The following is a 19,706-nucleotide window of genomic DNA, read 5'->3' as shown; positions in this document are numbered from 1 at the left end:
CGACGGCTCCGGGATCTGGGGGCCCGTGAGGGCCGGTGGGTCAGCGGTGGTCGCTGCCCTGGGACTGGACCGCCGCGCGGCCGGCCTCCAGGCGGGCCACCGGGATGCGGAACGGGGAGCAGGAGACGTAGTCGAGTCCGACCTCGTGGAAGAAGTGGACCGACTCCGGGTCGCCGCCGTGCTCGCCGCAGACGCCGAGCTTGAGGTCGGGGCGGGTCTCGCGGCCGGCCTTGGCGGCGAGCTTGACCAGGGAGCCGACGCCGTCCTTGTCGATCGTCTCGAAGGGGGAGACGCCGAAGATGCCCTTCTCCAGGTACGCCGTGAAGAACGAGGCCTCCACGTCGTCCCGGCTGAAGCCCCACACCGTCTGGGTCAGGTCGTTCGTGCCGAAGGAGAAGAACTGCGCGGCCTCGGCGATCTGACCGGCGGTCAGGGCGGCGCGCGGCAGCTCGATCATCGTGCCGATGGACAGCTTGAGCTGCGCGCCCGAGGCCGCCTCCACCTCGGCGATGACCTGGTCGGCCTCCTCGCGCACGATCTCCAGCTCCTGCACCGTGCCGACGAGCGGGATCATGATCTCGGCGCGCGGGTCGCCCTTGGCGGCCTTGCGCTCGGCCGCGGCCTCGGCGATCGCCCGGACCTGCATGGTGAACAGGCCGGGGATGACCAGGCCGAGACGGACGCCGCGCAGACCCAGCATCGGGTTCTGCTCGTGCAGGCGGTGAACGGCCTGGAGCAGGCGGAGTTCGTTCTCGTGCGGCTCCTGGCGGGACTCCGCGAGGGCGACACGGACGGAGAGTTCCGTGATGTCGGGCAGGAACTCGTGCAGCGGCGGGTCCAGCAGGCGGATGGTGACCGGCAGGCCGTCCATCGACTCGAAGAGCTGGACGAAGTCCTGCTTCTGGAGCGGGAGCAGCTCCTTGAGGGACTCCTCGCGCTCGGCCTGGGTGTCGGCGAGGATCAGCCGCTCCACCAGCTCGCGCCGGTCGCCGAGGAACATGTGCTCGGTGCGGCACAGGCCGATGCCCTGGGCACCGAAGCGGCGGGCGCGCAGCGCGTCCTCGGCGTTGTCCGCGTTGGCGCGCACCCGCAGCCGGCGCTTGCGGTCGGCGAAGGCCATCATGCGGTGCACGGCCTCGACCAGCTCGTCGGCGTCGTCGGCGCCCGGGTGCATCCGGCCCTCGAAGTACTCCACGACCGGCGAGGGCACGACCGGCACCTCACCGAGGTAGACCTTGCCGGAGGAACCGTCGATGGAGACGACGTCTCCCTCCTCGACGACGTGCCCGCCCGGGACGGTCATCCGGCGGCGCTTGGTGTCGACCTCCAGCTCCTCGGCGCCGCAGACACAGGTCTTGCCCATGCCGCGCGCGACGACGGCCGCGTGGGAGGTCTTGCCGCCGCGCGAGGTCAGGATGCCCTCGGCGGCGATCATGCCGTCCAGGTCGTCGGGGTTGGTCTCGCGGCGGATGAGGATGACCTTCTCGCCCGAACGCGACCACTTCACGGCGGTGTAGGAGTCGAAGACCGCCTTGCCGACCGCCGCGCCCGGCGAGGCCGCGATGCCCCGGCCGACCTGCGAGACCTTGGCGTCCTCGTCGAAGCGCGGGAACATCAGCTGCGCGAGCTGGGCGCCGTTGACGCGGGTGAGCGCCTCGGCCTCGTCGATCAGACCCTGGTCCACGAGCTGGGTGGCGATACGGAAGGCCGCGCCCGCGGTGCGCTTGCCGACGCGGGTCTGGAGCATCCACAGCACACCGCGCTCGATCGTGAACTCGATGTCGCAGAGATCCTTGTAGTGGTTCTCCAGCGTCTCCATGATCTGCATCAGCTGGTCGTACGACTTCTTGTCGATCTGCTCCAGATCGGCGAGCGGCACGGTGTTGCGGATGCCCGCGACGACGTCCTCGCCCTGCGCGTTCTGCAGGTAGTCGCCGTAGACGCCCTGGTGGCCGGAGGCGGGGTCGCGGGTGAAGGCGACGCCGGTGCCGGAGTCGGGGCCGAGGTTGCCGAAGACCATGGAACAGACGTTGACGGCCGTGCCCAGGTCGTGCGGGATGCGCTCCTGGCGGCGGTAGAGCTTGGCGCGGTCGGTGTTCCAGGAGTCGAAGACCGCGTGGATGGCGAGGTCCATCTGCTCGCGCGGGCTCTGCGGGAAGTCCCGGCCGGCCTCGGTCTTGACGATCTTCTTGAACTTGGTGACGAGCTTCTTGAGGTCGGACGCCTCCAGCTCGGTGTCGACCGTGACCTTCTTGGCCGCCTTCGCCGCCTCCAGCGCGTCCTCGAAGAGCTCCCCGTCGACGCCGAGGACGGTCTTGCCGAACATCTGGATGAGGCGGCGGTAGGAGTCCCAGGCGAACCGGTCGTCGCCGGCCTGCTTGGCGAGGCCCTGCACCGACTTGTCGGAGAGGCCGATGTTGAGGACGGTGTCCATCATGCCGGGCATGGAGAACTTGGCACCGGAGCGCACCGACACCAGCAGCGGGTCGTCCGCCTGGCCGAGCTTCTTGCCCATGCGGGCCTCTAGGGCGTCGAGGTGCGCACTCACCTCGTCACGCAGTGCCGCCGGCTCCTCGCCGCTGTCGAGGTAGACCTTGCAGGCCTCGGTGGTGATCGTGAAGCCGGGAGGGACCGGCAGGCCCAGGTTCGTCATCTCGGCAAGGTTCGCGCCCTTGCCGCCGAGGAGGTCCTTGAGGTCCTTGTTGCCCTCGGTGAAGTCGTAAACGAACTTCACGCCCTCAACGCTCGCGGCCTGCTCGGCTACCGGGAGATCTTTGTTTTCCGACACGGGTCTCGACTCCTCGAGGACGCGGTGGCTGCCCTGACGGCGAGGAACATACCCAGATCGAAGGCGTCTGGGTACGTCCATGCGCGCGTCATGCGCCTGTAACCACTCGTCCGCCAGCGGATCGAAAGTCAAGGCTTGGCAAGCAATCACAGCCGCATGTGTTCACTTCTTGAACGCAAGAACCTGTCCATGCCCTTCTGAGCGCTCATCTGAGCGGCGTTCGCCACGCTTGAGTTCGATCGATGAACGATCAAAGCGTGGCACTCAGTGCCACCCTTTGGAGAAGTGCAGCCGCTCATGATCCGCTCATCTGAGCGCAACCCTTATCAGAGGTGGCGAGAATCACGCTGCCACAGCCCGCCGGATTTCACCATGCGGACGGGTAGCGGGGGCGAAATGTCCTTGTCACACGCCGAGCGCCCGCAGCCGCTCCTCGACCCGCTCGGGGGCGTACAGGTGCTCGACGACCATCGCACCCGCTCCCACCAGGCCCGCTCGCTCGCCGAGCCGTGAGGTCACCACGTCCAGATGAGCCGTGGAGCGGGGCAGCGCCCGCTGGTAGAGCAGTTCGCGCACCCCTGTCAGGAAGGGAGTTCCGGCCAGATCCCCGGCGATCATCAGCACGCCGGGGTTCAGCAGGGTCACGACGGTCGCCAGGACGTCCCCGACCCGGCGCCCGGCCTCCCGGGCGAGACCGACCGCCTCGGGGTGCCCGGACGCCAGCAGGTCCCGCACATCCGAGCCGGAGGCCGCCGGCACCCCGGCCTCCGCCAGCCGTCGCGCCACCGCCCCGCCGCTCGCGACGGCGGCCAGACAGCCGTACGAACCGCACCGGCACAGCGCCTGGGCGCCCTCTGGCACCCGGATGTGCCCGATGTCCCCGGCGCCGCCGTCGATGCCCCGGAACACCGAGCCGTCCACCACGACCCCGGCGCCGATGCCGGTGGAGACCTTGACCAGCACGAAGGCGGAGCAGTCGGGATAGCCGGTGCGCTGTTCGCCGTACGCCATGAGGTTGGCGTCGTTGTCCACCAGCACGGGCACGGCGGCGGCGCCGGTGTGCTCGGTGAGGGCCCGGGACAGCCGGGCCCGTATGCCGTAGCCGTCCCAGCCGGGCATGATCGGCGGCTGGACGACACGGCCGGACTCGGTGTCGACCGGGCCGGGCACCGCGAGCCCGACCCCGCACACCGACTCGGCCGGGCAGCCCGCCTTCTCCAGCAGCTCGGCGAACCAGCGGCCGAGTTCGCCGAGCACGGCGTCCGGCCCGTCCTCGACGACCAGGGTGCCGGAGTGCTCGGCGAGGATCTCGCCGCTCAGCGACAGCACGGCCGCCCGCGCGTGCCGGGTGTCGAGGTCGGCGGCCAGGACCACCGCGTGCTCGTCGTCGAATTCCAGGGTGATGGAGGGGCGTCCGCCCAGCGGGGAATCCACCGGACCCCCGGCGCCCTCGCGCAGCCAGCCCGCGCGGAACAGCCGGTCGAGCCGCTGCCCGACGGTGGCCCGGGACAGTCCGGTCGCCTGCTGGAGCGCGCCCCGGGTCACCGCGCGGCGACTGCGCACCAGTTCGAGCAGTTCGCCGGCGCTGGCCTGGCCCGCTCCTCGCCCCGCCCTCTGTCCCGTTCTTCCGGGCTGTCCGGTCATGCACACCCCCTTGTGTTTCTCAACCTTGCCTTACATAGTGGGTTTTGCGTGTTAAATAGACGTAACCCCACGGTAGCCGCAGCCGAACCGGCCGGCCGGACGTCTTTTCGGAGAGCCCCGAGTGGACCGCACCGCCCAACGCGCCCTACGTCGTACCGGACGCACCGTTGCATACGATCCGTCCAGCACCGTCTCACCCCTGCAGGTCAGGGCCGCCGCCGTGCTGGAGGCCGGCTGGACGGGGACGTCCACCGTGCCCTCGCGCAGCCTGTATCCCCACCAGTGGTCGTGGGACTCGGCGTTCATCGCGATCGGCCTGCGGCACATCTCGCCGTTACGCGCCCAGACGGAACTGGACACGCTGCTGGCGGCCCAGTGGGCGGACGGGCGGATCCCGCACATCGTCTTCAACCCCTCCGTCCCCCTCGACGCGTACTTCCCGAGCCCCGACTTCTGGCGCTCCTCGACCGCGGGCCGTACCGCGGGCGCCCCGCGCACCGTACAGACCTCCGGGATCGTGCAACCACCGGTCCACGCGCTGGCCGTGTGGCTGGTGCACCTGGCCGACCCGGGGCTGTCGCGGGCCCGCGGCTTCCTCACCCGGATGTATCCCCGACTCGCGGCCTGGCACCGGTATCTGCTGCACCGGCGCGACCTGGGCGGGGGCGGGCTGGTGTCCGTCGTGCACCCCTGGGAGCAGGGCATGGACAACAGCCCCTGCTGGGACCGCCCGCTGTCCCGGGTCACCCCGGCCCCGGCCCGCTCCTTCCGCCGCGCCGACCTCGACCACGGCTCCCCCGAGGACCGGCCGACGGACCTGGACTACGGGCGGTACGTACGGCTGGCGAGCGACTACCGGGACCGCGGATACGCCGACGGGGCAGGGGAGTTCGCCGTGGAGGACCCGGCGTTCAACGCGCTGCTCATCGCCTCCGAGTACGCCCTGGCCCGGATCGCCCACGAGCTGGGCGCGGCGTCGACGGCCCGGCAGGCCCGCGCCGAGCGGCTGACGGCGGCCCTGGTGGAGCGGCTGTGGGAACCGGCCGCCGGGATGTTCCTGTGCCGGGACGTGCGCGCCGGGGAGCCGATCCCCGAGCGCGGTGTCTCCGGGCTGATCCCGCTGCTGCTGCCGTCGCTCCCGCGCGATCTCGCCGCCACCCTGGTCCGCACGATGTGCGGCCCGCACTTCGGCCTCGGCGGCACCACCCGCCTGGTGCCCAGCTACGACCTGCTCGGCGAGGCCTTCGACCCGCACCGCTACTGGCGCGGCCCGGCCTGGATCAACACCAACTGGCTCCTGGAGGGCGGTCTGCGGCTGCACGGCGAGCGCGGCCGGGCCGACGCCCTGCGCAAGGGCATCCTGCACACCGCCGGCGCCTCCGATTTCGCGGAGTACGTCGACCCGTACACGGCACAGGCCTGCGGCGCCACCGGCTTCGGCTGGACCGCCGCACTCACGCTCGACCTGCTGCACGACCGGCCCGCAGGGGACAGGAACGGCGTCACGGCGATCAAGGGAGGGGACCAGGGTTGACTTCCTCCCCCGCCTAGAGGCGGGAGATTCCAGCGGTCGCCCGCCGGGTTTCCTGCTTCACCGACGACCGCCCCGTCCGGGAGGACTCCCGTTGAGGTCTTACACCGTCTCCACAGGCAGACGCCGCCAGCCCGGCGGCCAGAATGTTGCGCGCCGCGTTCACGTCGCGGTCATGCACGGTGCCGCAGTCGCACGTCCACTCCCGGACATTGAGCGGCAGCTTCTCGCGGACCGTGCCGCAGGTTCCGCACAGCTTGCTGCTGGGGAACCATCGGTCGATCACGACGAGTTCGCGCCCGTACCAGGCGCACTTGTACTCCAGCATCATGCGCAGGTCCGTCCAGGCCGCGTCGGAGATGGCGCGCGCGAGCTTGCCGTTCTTCAGCAGGTTGCGGACGGTGAGGTCCTCGATCACGACCGTTTGGTTCTCACGGACGAGCCGAGTGGTCAGTTTGTGCAAGAAGTCCCGGCGCCGGTCGGCGATCCGCGCATGGATACGGGCCACGCGGCGGCGGGCCTTCTCCCGGTTCGCAGAGCCCTTCGTCTTCCGGGACAGTTCCCGCTGAGCCTTCGCGAGTCGGACGCGGTCGCGGCGCTCATGCTTCGGGTTGGTGATCTTCTCCCCGGTGGACAGGGTCACCAGGGAGGTGATCCCGGCGTCCAGGCCGATCGCCGCTGTGGTCGCGGGGGCCGAGGCGATGGTGTCCTCGACGAGCATCGAGACGAACCAGCGGCCCGCGCTGTCGCGGGACACGGTCACCGTCGTCGGCTCCGCCCCTTCAGGCAGAGGGCGCGACCAGTGGATGTCCAGGGGCTCGGTCATCTTCGCGAGCGTGAGCTGCCCGTCACGCCACTTGAAAGCGCTGCGGGTGTACTCGGCCGACCCCCGGGACTTCTTCCGGGACTTGTAGCGCGGGTACTTGGCGCGCTTGGCGAAGAAGTTCCCGAACGCCGCCTGAAGGTGGCGCAGCGCCTGCTGGAGCGGGACGGAGGACACCTCCGAGAGGAAGGCAAGTTCCTCGGACTTCTTCCACTCCGTCAGCGCGGCGGACGACTGCACGTAGGAGATGCGGCGTTGCTCGCCGTACCAGGCCTGCGTGCGCTCCTCCAACGCCTTGTTGTACACGAGACGGACACAGCCGAACGTGCGCGACAGCTCAGCTGTCTGCTCGTCCGTGGGGTAGAAGCGGTACTTGAACGCCCGCTTGACCTGCTGCGTCACGCCTCACGTTCTATCAGCTTCCGTGTGAGCGGCGGGCGTCGACCGATAGCCGGCGCACACCGAATCGCCCAGAAGGCGATTCGGCCTTCCCTGCCCTGCTCCGCAGGAGCTTCGTTTCCTCCCCTGCCTGAAGACCGGCGTACCCACGAAGGGAACACCCGATGACCGACCGGCATCATCTGCTCGTGCACGGCGGGACGTTCGCCGCCGTCGGTGACCGCGGCGACATCAGCGGCTACCGGGGCGGCAGCGCCCCGGACGGAATGTTCGTACGGGACGCACGGCACCTCAGCCGGTGGCAGCTCACGGTGGACGGGGCCGTGCCCGACACCCTGACGCCGGTGGCCGACGGGGACACCGCGGCGTGCGTCCTCGTCCCGCGCGGCGGACGCGACGAGCCGCCCGCCTACACGCTCTTCCGTGAACAGGCCGTCGGCGACGCCTCGTTCGTGGAGTCGCTGCGCATCACCAGCAACCGCCCGGCGCCGACGACGGTCCGCCTCGCGCTCACCGCCGACGCCGACTTCACCGACCAGTTCGAGCTGCGCTCCGACCACCGCACCTACACCAAGGCCGGTGCGGTCCGCTCCCGCCAGGTCCTCGGCCACGGCGTGGAGTTCACCTACCGGCGCGGCGAGTGGCGCTCGTGCACGACGGTGACGGCCGAGCCCCAGCCGGACGCCGTGGAGGAGACCGGCACCGGCGCCCGCCGCCTGGTGTGGACCCTGGAGCTGCCGCCGCACGGCACCGCCGAGCTGCTCCTGCGCGTCATGGCCCGTCCGCACGGCGAGAAGCGGGCCCTGCGCGTCCCCCGCTCCCCCGCCGCCGTGCGGGAGCGACTGCGCGCCCGGGAGGGCGAGTTCGTGGAGGGCCTGGCCTTCCCGACCGGCTGGCCGGAGCTGGCCGCCGCCTGCTCCCGGGGGCTCGCCGACCTCGCCGTGCTCCAGGTCCCGGCGAAGGGCCCGGACGGCGAGGAACTGCGCGTCCCGGCCGCCGGCGCCCCCTGGTTCCTGACCCTGCTGGGCCGGGACGCCCTGCTGACGTCGCTGTTCGCACTGCCCTACCGGCCCCGGCTGGCCGCCGCCACCCTGCCCGCGCTCGCCGCGACCCAGGCCACGGACGCGGCCGCGAGCGAAGTCGCCCAGCCCGGAAAGATCGTCCACGAGGTGCGGCACGGCGAACTGGCGCACTTCGGCCAGGTCCCCTACGGCCGTTACTACGGCTCGGTCGACGCCACACCGCTGTTCCTCGTGCTCCTCGGCGCCTACACGGAGCAGACCGGCGACACCGCCCTGGCCCATCGTCTCCAGTCGCACGCCCGCGCGGCCGTCGGCTGGATGCTGGACCACGGCGGCCTGACCTCGCGCGGCTATCTCGTCTACCGCGCCGACCAGGGCGGCCTCGCCAACCAGAACTGGAAGGACTCCCCCGGCGCCATCTGCTCCGCCGAGGGCACCCGCCCCAACGGCCCGGTGACGGCCGCGGGCGCCCAGGGCTACGCCTATGACGCGCTGCGCCGCACGGCGTGGCTCGCGCGCACGGTGTGGCAGGACGGGACGTACGCCGACCTCCTGGAACAGGCGGCCGGTGATCTGCGCGACCGTTTCCAGCGCGACTTCTGGATGGCGGAGCACTCCTTCCCGGCGCTCGCGCTCGACGGCCGGGGCAAGCAGGTCGACGCCCTCGCCTCCGACGCCGGGCATCTGCTCTGGTCGGGCCTGCTGGACAAGGAGTACGGCGAACAGGTCGGCCGGCGCCTCCTCGAACCCGACTTCTTCTCCGGCTGGGGCGTACGCACCCTGGCCTCCGGCCAGCCGGCGTTCCATCCGCTCTCCTACCACCGCGGTTCGGTCTGGCCGCACGACAACGCGCTCATCGCGCTGGGCCTGGCCCGCTACGGACTGCACGACGAGGCCCGCGCGATCGCCCGCGGCCTGGTCGACGCGGCGACCGCCACCGGCAACCGGCTCCCCGAGGTCCTCGCGGGCTACGGCCGCGACACTCACCCGGAGCCGGTGCCGTACCCGCACGCGTGCGTACGCGAATCCCGCTCGGCCTCGGCCCCGTTGGCGCTGCTCACGGCGGTCGGGGGCGTCTGAGGGGCGGCCGGCGGCACGGTTGGCCGGGCGTTTGCCGGGTGTTTGCCGAGCGCTGGCCCGGTGGGCTGAACGCACCTGGTGGGCGCCCCGTACGGAACTGAGGCGGACCCGAACCCCCACGCGGGTCCGCCACTTCACCGGGTTTCGTACGGGAAGGACCTCCGGGTGCCTGTCTTCACACGCCTGCGCCAGTCATCACGGTCGGAGTCCGCGACGCCATCGGCACCGGCACTGCCACCAGCACCGGCACAGGAACCGGCACCGGAGACTCCCGCTTCGGCATCCGGCCTCCGTGCCCGCCATCCCCGGGCCGCCCGCGCCCTCCGCTGGACCACCACCGCCCTCGCCGCCGCCCTGGTCCTCGGTGCCCTGCTGCTGCCCAACACCCTCCCCGCCATGGGGCCGAAGAGCTTCACGCGCATTCCGGCCGAGGCGGTCATCGGCGCCGTCGTGGTGCTGTGGCTGCCGCGCCGGGCCCGGCTGGTCGCGGCGGCGCTGTACGGACTCGGCCTGACCGCGCTGACCGCCGTGAACCTGCTCGACATGGGGTTCAACGAGTATCTGGGCCGGGGCTTCAACGCCGCGCTGGACTGGGACCTGCTGCCCGACGCCCAGGCGTACGTCGGGGACGCGCTGGGCGGGGGCGTCGCGACCGCCGCCGCCGTAGGGGCGATCGTGCTGATCCTGCTGCTGGCGGCCGTCATGGTCGCGGCGACGATCCGGCTCAGCGGCCTGCTCGTCCGCCACCGTCCCCGGGCGGCCCGGGGCGCGCTGATCGCCGGGGTCGTCTGGGTCACCTGCTCCGCCCTGGGCCTGACGCTCTTCGGCGGGCCGATCGCCTCCGAGCGCGGCGCCGGAGCCCTCCGGGTCCACGCCCAGCGGACGGTGGAGTCCCTGCGCGACGAGGCGGCCTTCGCGAAGCACGCCCAGGCGGACACCTTCGGCAACACCCCGCCCGAGCAGCTGCTGCCCGACCTGCGCGGCAAGGACGTGATCTTCACGTTCATCGAGAGCTACGGCCGCAGCGCCATCGAGGACCCGATCATGGCGCCCGGCGTCGACCGCACCCTCGACACCAGTGGCAAGGCCCTGGAGAAGGCCGGCTTCGCCGCCCGCAGCGGCTGGCTGACCTCGGCGACCTACGGCGGCAGCAGCTGGCTCGGCCACTCCACGACCATGTCCGGCCTGTGGATCGACAACCAGCGCCGCTACCGCACGGTCACCGCGGGCGACCATCTCACCCTCACCAGGGCCTTCCGCAAGAGCGGCGCCTGGGACACGGTCGGCGTGATGCCCGGCGTGCAGAAGGGCTGGCCGGAGGAGAAGTGGTACGGCCTCGACAAGCTCTACGACGCCTACGACCTGGGGTACAAGGGCCCGAAGTTCAGCTGGTCGACCATGCCGGACCAGTACGCGCTGGAGGCGTTCCAGCGCCGGGTGCACGGCAAGAAGCGCGACAAGCCGCTGATGTCGTTCGTCATCCTGACCTCCAGCCACCAGCCCTGGGCGCCCATCCCGAAGATGGTCGACTGGGACGAACTCGGCGACGGCTCACGCTTCGACGCCGTCGAGAAGGCCGGCAACAAGGCCTCGGACATCATCACCGACACCACCAGATCCCGGCAGGAGTACGGCAAGTCCATCCAGTACTCGGTCACCAGCCTCACCCAGTGGCTGGAGCGCTACGGCACCGACGACACCGTCCTGGTCTTCCTCGGCGACCACCAGCCCATGGCCCGGGTCAGCGGCACCCGCGCCAGCCGCGACGTGCCGGTGTCCATCGTCGCGAAGGACCCGAAGGTCCTCGACAAGGTCGCCGACTGGAACTGGACGGAGGGTCTGAGGCCCGACCGCGACGCCCCGGTGTGGAAGATGAGCGCCTTCCGCGACCGCTTCCTCAAGGCGTACGGCTCCACACCGCACCGCTCGGAGGGCTGATCAGCCGCCGGAGGTGTCGAGCTCGGCGTCCTCGCCGACCCAGGCGCAGTCGTACGGGTCCTTCAGCCAGCCGTCCGGCAGCACCACCCGGTTGTTGCCGGACGTACGGCCCCGGGGCCCGTCGGCGCCGACGGGCCAGGGCTGGTCGAGGTCCAGCTCGTCCAGCCCGGAGCGCAGCTCCTCCAGCGACGAGGTGATCGCGAGGCGCTTGCGCATCTCGGAGCCGACCGCGAAGCCCTTCAGATACCAGGCGACGTGCTTACGGAAGTCGATGACGCCCCGCGCCTCGTCCCCGATCCACTCCCCGAGCAGGGTGGCGTGCCGGACCATGACGTCGGCGACCTCGCGCAGCGCCGGGCGGGCGATGTCCTCGGTCCGCCCCTCGAAGGCCGCGACCAGGTCGGAGAACAGCCACGGCCGACCCAGGCAGCCACGCCCCACCACGACACCGTCGCAGCCGGTCTCGCGCACCATGCGCAGCGCGTCCTCGGCCGACCAGATGTCGCCGTTGCCGAGCACCGGGATCTCCGGGACGTGCTCCTTCAGCCGGGCGATGGCGTCCCAGTCGGCGGTGCCGCCGTAGTGCTGGGCGGCGGTGCGGCCGTGCAGCGCGATGGAGGTGACGCCCTCCTCGACGGCGATCCGGCCGGCGTCCAGGAAGGTGATGTGGTCGTCGTCGATGCCCTTGCGCATCTTCATCGTCACGGGCAGATCGCCGGCGCCGCTGACGGCCTCGCGCAGGATGGCCCGCAGCAGGTTCCGCTTGTACGGCAGCGCGGAGCCGCCGCCCTTCCGTGTGACCTTCGGCACGGGGCAGCCGAAGTTGAGGTCGATGTGGTCGGCGAGGTCCTCTTCCGCGATCATGCGGACGGCCTTGCCGACGGTCGCCGGGTCCACGCCGTAGAGCTGGATCGACCGGGGCCGCTCCGTCTCGTCGAAGTGGATGAGCTGCATGGTCTTCTCGTTGCGTTCGACCAGCGCCCGGGTGGTGATCATCTCGCTGACGAACAGGCCCTTGCCCCCGCTGAACTCCCTGCACAGGGTGCGGAAGGGCGCGTTGGTGATCCCGGCCATGGGGGCCAGGACGACAGGGGGCCGGACGGTGTGCGGGCCGATCTGGAGGGGCGTGGACATGCATCCATTGTGCCGTGCAATGAGAACGTAAAATTCATTAGTTAGCCACACTATTGAAGTCGGCGTACGATGGCCCGCATGCCCGAGCCCAGCCCCCGCCGCCGCATGCTGGTGCTCGCGATCTGCTGTATGAGCCTGCTGATCGTGAGCCTCGACAACACGGTCCTGAACGTGGCCCTGCCCTCCATGCAGCAGGACCTGCACGCGAGCACCTCCGGCCTGCAGTGGACGATCGACGCCTACACCCTGGTCCTGGCCTCGCTGCTGATGCTCGCGGGCTCCACGGCCGACCGCATCGGCCGCAAGCGGGTCTTCATGGCGGGGCTCGTCGTCTTCACCATCGGCTCGGTGCTGTGCTCCCTCGCACCGAACCTCGAAGCGCTGGTCGCCTTCCGGATGATCCAGGCGGTGGGCGGCTCGATGCTGAACCCCGTCGCCATGTCGATCATCACCAACACGTTCACCGACCCGCGCGAACGGGCCCGGGCGATCGGCGTGTGGGGCGCGGTCGTCGGCATATCCATGGCCGCCGGCCCGCTGGTCGGCGGCCTGCTCGTCGAGTCGGTCGGCTGGCGCTCCATCTTCTGGATCAATCTGCCGGTGGGCCTCGCCGCCCTCCTGCTCACCCTCCGCTTCGTCCCCGAGTCCCGCGCCGCCAAGGCCCGCCGCCCCGACCCGGTCGGCCAGCTCCTGGTGATCGCCCTCTTCGGCTCCCTGACGTACGCGATCATCGAGGCGCCGAGCACACCGTTCACGTCGATCGCCCCGCTGGCCGTGGTCGCCCTGGCCGCTCTCGCCGGTCTGCTCCTCTACGAGCCCCGCCGCACGGAACCCCTGATCGACCTGCGGTTCTTCCGCTCGGCGCCGTTCAGCGGGGCCACGGCCATCGCGGTCAGCGCGTTCGCCGCGCTCGGCGGGTTCCTCTTCCTGTCCACGCTGTACCTCCAGAACGTCCGCGGCCTGACCGCCCTGGAGGCAGGTCTGTGGATGCTGCCGATGGCGGCCCCGACGTTCCTCTGCGCCCCGCTCTCCGGCCGCCTGGTCGGCACCCGCGGCCCCCGCCTCCCGCTCCTGATCGCCGGCTGCGCCATGACCGCGAGCGGCGTCCTCTTCGCCGCGTTCGAGGCCGAGACCTCCGACGTCACCCTCTTCGCCGGCTACGTCCTCTTCGGCATCGGCTTCGGTTTCGTCAACGCGCCGATCACCAACACGGCGGTGTCCGGGATGCCGCGTGCGCAGGCCGGGGTGGCCGCGGCGGTCGCCTCTACGAGCCGCCAGCTCGGCCAGACGCTGGGCGTCGCGGTGGTGGGTGCGGTACTCGCCTCCGGCGTGGGCTCGTCCTCGTACCGCGAGACGTTCGTATCGGCCGCGCGCCCGGGCTGGTGGATCCTCGCGGTGTGCGGCTTCGCCGTACTGGTGCTCGGGGCGGTGACGAGCGGGCGGTGGGCTCGCCGTACCGCCGACCGGACGGCGGAGCGGCTGGAGTCGGCGGAGGTGCGGGATGTGGCGGTGACGGCGGATCGTGCCTCGTGACCTCGTAGCCCGTGCGGCAACACTGAGCGAATCCACGGCGGTTAGGCGGGGCTCCGGACGGTTGAACCATGAAACGCATTCCGCCGTCGGCGACTTGCCGCCCCGCTCTGAGCAGCAGAAACTGTAAGTGAGGACGTAGAGCCCGCCGATACTCCGACTCTGCGCCGCCCCGACCGTTGCGAACAAAGGGGCTGGGCCGGTGGACAACACCCTGCACATCCTCCTCGCCGAGGAGGACGCGGAAGCCGAACGTGTCGCGGAGCTGACCGGCTATCTGCGCGAGGAACTGCTCGAACTCGACGTGGACGATGTCACCACGCTGCCCGGCGGGGAGGTCCCGCCCGGAGCGCGGGCCGTGGACGTCACCCAGATCGGTGCGCTGCTGGTGACCCTGGGCAGCTCGGCGACCGCCCTGAGCCAGGTGATGACCGTGATCCGGTCGTGGATGGGCAGGCGCCATGACACACACCAGTCCATGCGTCTGCAGATGGGCGACGACGTCCTGGAGCTGTCCGAGGCGACCGACGATCAGGTCGCGGAGGCGTTCAAGATCTTCGTCCAGCGCCATTCCCCGGCCGGAGCCGACCAATGACGGACTCCAGACACGCGCTGATCATCGCCAACGACCGGTACGACGACCAGGGACTCAAGAAGCTCAAGGCACCCGCCCAGGACGCCGCCGCCCTCGAAAGGGTGCTGCACGATCCGCAGATCGGCGACTTCGAGGTGGAGGTCGTGCACAACGCGTCGGCCGACCTCATGCGCAGGCGCATCCAGGGCTTCTTCAACGAGCGCGACCGGGCCGACACGCTCCTGCTGCACTTCTCCTGCCACGGCCTCAAGAGCGAGTCCGGCGAACTGTACTTGGCCGCGAGCGACACCGAGCCCCCGCTGCTGGCCGCCACGGCCGTCCCCTCCCAGTTCGTCCGGGGTTGCATGTACGGCACCCGGGCGGGCCGCACCGTCCTGTTCCTGGACTGCTGCTACGGCGGGGCCTTCTCCCGGGGCTCGACCTCGGTGCGCTCCTCCGGTGAGATCAACGCCCTCGAGTCGTTCGCGAAGGGCGAGCCGGCCACGGGGCGGGGCTGGGCCGTCATCACCGCGTCCGACTCCATGGAGTACGCCTTCGAGGGCAGCCAACTCGCCGAGAACTCCGCTCCCCGGCCTTCGCTGTTCACCCACGCGGTCGTCGAGGGCCTGCAGACCGGCGAGGCCGACCTCGACGCGGACGGGAACGTGTCCCTCGACGACCTGTACGAGTACGTCTACCGGCAGGTACAGGAGCAGAACCCCCATCAGACGCCGAAGAAGGCGGCGGAGCTGCGCGGGGAGCTGCATCTGGCACACAGCCGGCGCGGCCGCATCAAGATAGTCGCTGTTCCCTCGCCGCCCTCCCTGCAGGCGGCCATGAACAGCGAGGAATTCCTCACCCGGCAGGGCGCCGTGACGGAGTTGCGCAAACGACTGCGGCGCAAGGAGCTGCCCATGGCGGAAGGGGCGCGTCAGCACTTGGAGGAGGTCGCGCGCAACGACATCCAGCCGATCGCCGAGCTGGCGTCCGAGGCCCTGAGCGAGATCCACCTGGCACCGTCCCCGCGCCACCTGGACTTCGGCCGAGCGCCACAGGGCTCGCCCCCGCGGAAGCAGCCCGTGACCCTGTACGGCCCACCCCTGGCCCGTCACTGCGTGGCCCAGCCCCAACAGACGTGGCTACGGGTCGATCCGACCCCGACGGGCCTGGAGGTCCACGTCGACACGACGACGGCGGGGCATCGGTCCGGCGCCATCGTGCTGAAGGGTGTGGCGGACGAGGCGGTGATCCACGTCGAGGCGGTGGTGGACCCGGTATCCGAGCGCAATGCCCGGCCGCCCTCGAACGGCTCCACGGCGCCGACGCGGCAATCGCACGCCAAACGGGAGACGGTCACCACCGAGCCCGCACGCATCCCGTCCCGCCCCAAGAAGCCGCCCGAGCGCACGACTCACCAGCCCTCCCCGTCCCACCGCGCGCCCACCCTCGCCGGCGCGGCCCTCGCCCTCGCCGCCACGTCCGTCATCACGCTCGTACTGGCCCTCCAAGCGGCGGTGGCGGCCGTCATGGCCCGGGGCGACGCAGGGCCGACCGGCAACGTCGAGGACGACATCCGCGACCACGGAGCCCTCACCCCGCTCATCGTCTGCCTGATCACCGGCGCGATGGCACTGGTCACCGGCGCGTTCGCCCGGCACGAACTGGGAGCACGGCAAGAGCACTACACAAGCAAGGCGACAAGCGGCACGCGCACCCTGACCGCGGTCGCCAAGGGCCTGGCGATCCCGACCCTGACCCTGGCCGTCCTCGCGGGCATCACCTACCTGGTGGGCAGCGGGCATTGGTGAGGAGCTGTGTCACCGTCACAGATCACGGCATCTGACACAGCTGAGCCTGCCTTCCGCTCCCCCAGGTCGTCATCTCACAGCCTGATAACTCGCATCCGGGGAAACCCTGTTGATGTTGGTCTTGCCGCACACTCCTTACTGCGAGCAGACCGGCTCCGCCGGATTCCTGGACGCGGGAGGCGTTATGGCGCAGATCGACACGAGCAAGGTCAGCCGATGGGATCAGCACGGGCGTGAGCATGTGGTGCGGGTGCGGCGCACGGGTATGCAGCGCACGATCAGATGCGACACCTGCGGCTGGCGCAGAGGCGCGCAGTTCCTGCCCTGGCTGAAGGCGGAGGAACATCTGGCGGAGGCTCATCAGGCCACCGTGGACCCGACGGGCGGCGTGATCACCGAGAGGCGCGGAGGCGTCAGGAACCTTTGAGGAGCTTCTTGATCTCGGGAGGCAGGTCGTTGCCTGTGCCGGCGACGAGGAGGACGCCTTCGGGCGCGCCCTCCCTGGCGATGGCGATGGCGGGGTCCACTCCTTCGATCGCGTAGACGACCGTCGAGCCCGGAGACTCCGGGGCGCTCCCGGAGTTCGGCGTGTCGTCGCACGGCGGCAGGACGGCCGGTCCCAGCTTTCTGCCGACCTCGAAATCGACGTTGGCCACGCTCGAGTACAGGCGCTTGTCGTACTCGACGACGAACGCGCAGGACGCCTGGGACTCACCGTCCTCCGACGACGCGCATCCGGCGGACGCCGCGGACGCCACGACGATCACCCCCGCCGCCAGCGCTCTCTTGACGCTCCGCCCGATCGACGTCACCGCTGTCACCTGGATCTCCCCGTCCTGTGGCCCGGCCTCATGAATGTCGACGGAGCAGCGGCCGCTTTCGTTCGGGCAGGTGCGTCCCTAAGGCGTGGGCTCGGCGCTGCGCAGGCCCCGCACCGTCAGCTCGACGACCGCCTCGAAGTCGGTCTCGGCGCCCGGCTCTTCCCACTCCCGCGCGTAGCAGGGGTCATGGAACCGCCCCGTCGCCTGGAACACCGCGCGGGCCGAGGCCTGCGGGTCGGGGGTGGTGAAGCTGCCGGTCTCCACGCCGGACTGGATGATGCGGGCCAGTTGGGCGGTGAGGTCGGTGATGTGGTCGCCGACCGCTGTGCCGGCCTCGTCCGTGAGGACCATGTACGTGGCGAACAGCTCCGGGTCCTCGCCCGCCTTGCGGCGCTTCGCGGCGAAGAGCGCGGCGAGCCAGTCCCGCAGCCGGGCCTCCGGGGCGGTGTCGCCGGTGACGATGCCGGACAGCTCCCCGGACGTGCGGTCCAGCCAGCGCTTGGTGACCGCCTCGCGCAGCGCCGCCTTGGTGCGGAAGTGGCGGTAGACGCTGCCGTGGCTGACGCCCAGCGCCCGGGCGACGTCCACGACGGTGGCCTTGGCCGGGCCGTGCCGCCGCAGCACCTCCTCGGTGGCCTCGAGGATGCGCTCGGCGGTCAGGGTCTCGCTGGTCGGTGCCATGCCCTGACCGTACCCGCAGCCCGGTTCAGCTCTCGAGGTGCGCCATCTGGGCCGCCGGATAGCGGTCACCGGCGGCGGCACCGGCCGGTACGGCCTCCTCCATCGCCGCCAGGTCGGCCGCGTCCAGCGTCACCTCCAGCGCTCCCAGCGCCTCCGTGAGCCGGTCGCGGCGGCGGGCGCCGACCAGCGGCACGATGTCCTCACCCCGGGAGAGCACCCAGGCGATGGCGATCTGCGCGACGCTCGCGCCCTTCTGCTCGGCGATCTTCCGCAGCGCCTCGACGAGGTCCAGGTTGTGCCGGAGGTTCTCGCCCTGGAAGCGCGGCGACATCGCCCGGAAGTCGCCCGCGCCGAGCTGCCGGTCGGCGGTGAAGTGGCCCGATATCAGGCCCCGGGAGAGCACCCCGTAGGCCGTGATCCCGATGCCCAGCTCACGCGTGGCCGGCAGGATCTCGTCCTCGATGCCGCGCGATATGAGGGAGTACTCGATCTGGAGGTCGGAGATCGGCGCGGTGGCGGCGGCCCGGCGGATGGTCTCGGCGCCGACCTCGCTCAGGCCGATGTGCCGCACATGGCCCTTCTCGACGAGTTCCGCGATCGCGCCGACCGTCTCCTCGATCGGCACGTCCGGGTCGAGGCGGGCGATGCGGTAGACGTCGATGTGGTCGACGCCGAGCCGCTGGAGGGAGTACGCGGCGAAGTTCTTCACGGCGGCGGGCCGGCCGTCGTAGCCGGACCAGCCGCCGTCCGGGTCGCGCAGGGCGCCGAACTTCACGCTGACCAGCGCCTGTTCACGCCGGGCCGCGGGGGCCGCGCGCATGGCCTCGCCGATCAGCAGTTCGTTGTGACCCATGCCGTAGAAGTCGCCGGTGTCCAGCAGGGTGACGCCCGCTTCGAGCGCCGCGTGCAGGGTCGCGATGGATTCGGCCCGGTCCGCCTCGCCGTACAGCGCGGACATGCCCATACAGCCGAGACCGAGGGCGGAGACCTGGGGGCCGGTGGTTCCGAGGGGTCGGGTTCGCATCGTCATGCCCACCACCCTGCCATGACAGCTGACAGATTTCAATATCTGTCAGCTCATGCTTGTCACCTCATGCTTGTCACCTCATGCTTGTCACCCAGCCGTCTTCCAGCCCGGCCCCGGCCGCCGCCTACCGCGCCGTGAACGCCAGCTTCGCCCCCAGTGCCACGAACGACCCGGCGAAGCCCCGCCGCAGCCACGCCATCACCCTCGGCCGGGAGGTGACGTGGCTGCGCACGGACGCGGCCAGAACGCCGTACGCCGCGAAGACCAGGAACGTCGCCAGCATGAACACCCCGCTCAGCGCCAGCATCCGCGTCAGCGCGTGCGGTTCGTGCGGGCTCACGAACTGCGGCAAGAACGCGAAGAAGAAGATCGTCAGCTTCGGGTTGAGGATGTTGATCAGCACGGCCCGGACGATCACGTGCCGCGCCGAGTCAGGGGTGGTGCCCTCCTCGACGGCGATCGCGTCCTTGTCTCGCACGGTCGCCCACGCCATGTAGAGGAGATAGGCGACACCGGCGTACTTGAGGACCTGGAAGGCAGCGGCACTGGCATTCAGCAGCGCGGCAAGCCCGGTCACCGTGGCCAGCACATGCGGCACGATCCCGAGCGCGCACCCGAACGCGGCGACAACACCGGCCCGCCGCCCACGGGACAGCGCGGCGGCGAGGGTGTAGACGACACCGGTACCGGGCGTGGCGACGACGACCAGGGTGGTCAGCAGGAACGCGATACTCATGCGCCCACCCTGGGCCCGGCCCGCCCCGGGGAACAGGTCCAATCGGCCCCGCCGCAGAGGTACCAATCCACCGCGTCACAGCGGCCACCGCAGTCGACACCGTTCCCACCCGCCCCGAGAATGGAAGGGTCGACGGGTGGTCTCCCGGCGGCGCCCGCCCACCGGCCGCG

General features: G+C 70.9%; 15 protein-coding genes. 7 read left to right on the top strand and 8 right to left on the bottom strand.

The window, feature by feature from the left end:
- Window positions 1-40: 40 nt before the first annotated feature.
- Both ppdK and NNW99_RS26110 read right to left on the bottom strand, forming a co-directional pair.
- Window positions 41-2,788: a pyruvate, phosphate dikinase gene (gene ppdK, locus NNW99_RS26115; RefSeq protein WP_370869161.1), complete on the bottom strand. Its 2,748-nt coding sequence runs from the start codon at window positions 2,786-2,788 to the stop codon at window positions 41-43.
- A 405-nt stretch (window positions 2,789-3,193) separates the two neighbouring features.
- Window positions 3,194-4,432 (bottom strand): ROK family transcriptional regulator, encoded by a 1,239-nt coding sequence (locus NNW99_RS26110; protein ID WP_215121547.1) that lies wholly within the window; start codon window positions 4,430-4,432, stop codon window positions 3,194-3,196.
- 121 nt (window positions 4,433-4,553) lie between these two features.
- On the opposite strand from NNW99_RS26110, the gene NNW99_RS26105 reads away from it, so the two are divergent.
- On the top strand, window positions 4,554-5,966 hold the full coding sequence (locus tag NNW99_RS26105) for a trehalase family glycosidase (RefSeq protein ID WP_215121546.1): 1,413 nt from the start codon (window positions 4,554-4,556) through the stop codon (window positions 5,964-5,966).
- A gap of 13 nt (window positions 5,967-5,979) precedes the next feature.
- On the opposite strand, the gene NNW99_RS26100 is transcribed toward NNW99_RS26105, so the two are convergent.
- The gene (locus tag NNW99_RS26100) at window positions 5,980-7,188 is read right to left on the bottom strand and encodes an RNA-guided endonuclease TnpB family protein (protein ID WP_215121545.1); all 1,209 of its coding nucleotides are present in this window, start codon (window positions 7,186-7,188) and stop codon (window positions 5,980-5,982) included.
- A 161-nt stretch (window positions 7,189-7,349) separates the two neighbouring features.
- On the opposite strand from NNW99_RS26100, the gene NNW99_RS26095 reads away from it, so the two are divergent.
- Both NNW99_RS26095 and NNW99_RS38990 read left to right on the top strand, forming a co-directional pair.
- Window positions 7,350-9,287, top strand: coding sequence for a glycogen debranching N-terminal domain-containing protein (locus NNW99_RS26095; protein ID WP_215121544.1), 1,938 nt, complete (start codon window positions 7,350-7,352; stop codon window positions 9,285-9,287).
- A 165-nt stretch (window positions 9,288-9,452) separates the two neighbouring features.
- Window positions 9,453-11,225, top strand: a complete 1,773-nt coding sequence (locus NNW99_RS38990) for a sulfatase-like hydrolase/transferase (protein WP_370869160.1) — start codon at window positions 9,453-9,455, stop codon at window positions 11,223-11,225.
- On the opposite strand, the gene dusB is transcribed toward NNW99_RS38990, so the two are convergent.
- Window positions 11,226-12,359: a tRNA dihydrouridine synthase DusB gene (gene dusB, locus NNW99_RS26085; RefSeq protein ID WP_215121543.1), complete on the bottom strand. Its 1,134-nt coding sequence runs from the start codon at window positions 12,357-12,359 to the stop codon at window positions 11,226-11,228.
- Between the two features lie 78 nt (window positions 12,360-12,437).
- Here dusB and NNW99_RS26080 point away from each other — a divergent pair, with 78 nt between their 5' ends.
- The 4 genes from NNW99_RS26080 to NNW99_RS26065 all read left to right on the top strand — a co-directional run bounded on the left by NNW99_RS26080 (window position 12,438) and on the right by NNW99_RS26065 (window position 16,698).
- Entirely contained in the window at window positions 12,438-13,892 is a 1,455-nt protein-coding gene (locus NNW99_RS26080; protein ID WP_215121542.1) for an MFS transporter, read from the top strand.
- A gap of 199 nt (window positions 13,893-14,091) precedes the next feature.
- Window positions 14,092-14,484: a hypothetical protein gene (locus NNW99_RS26075; protein WP_215121541.1), complete on the top strand. Its 393-nt coding sequence runs from the start codon at window positions 14,092-14,094 to the stop codon at window positions 14,482-14,484.
- The gene (locus NNW99_RS26070; protein ID WP_215121540.1) at window positions 14,481-16,271 is read left to right on the top strand and encodes a caspase family protein; all 1,791 of its coding nucleotides are present in this window, start codon (window positions 14,481-14,483) and stop codon (window positions 16,269-16,271) included. Before NNW99_RS26075 ends, NNW99_RS26070 begins: the two co-directional genes overlap by 4 nt.
- A gap of 184 nt (window positions 16,272-16,455) precedes the next feature.
- On the top strand, window positions 16,456-16,698 hold the full coding sequence (locus NNW99_RS26065) for a hypothetical protein (RefSeq protein ID WP_215121539.1): 243 nt from the start codon (window positions 16,456-16,458) through the stop codon (window positions 16,696-16,698).
- On the opposite strand, the gene NNW99_RS26060 is transcribed toward NNW99_RS26065, so the two are convergent.
- From NNW99_RS26060 to NNW99_RS26045, 4 genes are all read right to left on the bottom strand, one after another.
- Window positions 16,685-17,092 carry a DUF6281 family protein gene (locus tag NNW99_RS26060; RefSeq protein ID WP_251057942.1) on the bottom strand — a complete coding sequence of 136 codons (408 nt, stop codon included), beginning with the start codon at window positions 17,090-17,092 and terminating at the stop codon, window positions 16,685-16,687. The genes NNW99_RS26065 and NNW99_RS26060 overlap by 14 nt on opposite strands.
- A gap of 78 nt (window positions 17,093-17,170) precedes the next feature.
- Window positions 17,171-17,773 (bottom strand): TetR family transcriptional regulator, encoded by a 603-nt coding sequence (locus NNW99_RS26055; protein WP_215121538.1) that lies wholly within the window; start codon window positions 17,771-17,773, stop codon window positions 17,171-17,173.
- Between the two features lie 25 nt (window positions 17,774-17,798).
- Window positions 17,799-18,803: an aldo/keto reductase gene (locus NNW99_RS26050; protein ID WP_215121537.1), complete on the bottom strand. Its 1,005-nt coding sequence runs from the start codon at window positions 18,801-18,803 to the stop codon at window positions 17,799-17,801.
- Between the two features lie 121 nt (window positions 18,804-18,924).
- Window positions 18,925-19,536 carry a LysE family translocator gene (locus NNW99_RS26045; protein WP_215121536.1) on the bottom strand — a complete coding sequence of 204 codons (612 nt, stop codon included), beginning with the start codon at window positions 19,534-19,536 and terminating at the stop codon, window positions 18,925-18,927.
- Window positions 19,537-19,706: the final 170 nt, after the last annotated feature.

The sequence above is a fragment of the Streptomyces sp. CRCS-T-1 genome (assembly GCF_024442335.1).
GTDB lineage: Bacteria > Actinomycetota > Actinomycetes > Streptomycetales > Streptomycetaceae > Streptomyces > Streptomyces koelreuteriae.
This window is presented reverse-complemented; position numbering and strand designations above follow the sequence as displayed.

Coding starts and splice junctions, on each gene's coding strand:
- NNW99_RS26110 (WP_215121547.1), bottom strand. CDS start 4,432: ATGACCGGACAGCCCGGAAGAACGGGACAGAGGGCGGGGCGAGGAGCG.
- NNW99_RS26095 (WP_215121544.1), top strand. CDS start 7,350: ATGACCGACCGGCATCATCTGCTCGTGCACGGCGGGACGTTCGCCGCC.
- dusB (WP_215121543.1), bottom strand. CDS start 12,359: ATGTCCACGCCCCTCCAGATCGGCCCGCACACCGTCCGGCCCCCTGTC.
- NNW99_RS26080 (WP_215121542.1), top strand. CDS start 12,438: ATGCCCGAGCCCAGCCCCCGCCGCCGCATGCTGGTGCTCGCGATCTGC.
- NNW99_RS26070 (WP_215121540.1), top strand. CDS start 14,481: ATGACGGACTCCAGACACGCGCTGATCATCGCCAACGACCGGTACGAC.
- NNW99_RS26065 (WP_215121539.1), top strand. CDS start 16,456: ATGGCGCAGATCGACACGAGCAAGGTCAGCCGATGGGATCAGCACGGG.
- NNW99_RS26055 (WP_215121538.1), bottom strand. CDS start 17,773: ATGGCACCGACCAGCGAGACCCTGACCGCCGAGCGCATCCTCGAGGCC.
- NNW99_RS26050 (WP_215121537.1), bottom strand. CDS start 18,803: ATGACGATGCGAACCCGACCCCTCGGAACCACCGGCCCCCAGGTCTCC.
- NNW99_RS26045 (WP_215121536.1), bottom strand. CDS start 19,536: ATGAGTATCGCGTTCCTGCTGACCACCCTGGTCGTCGTCGCCACGCCC.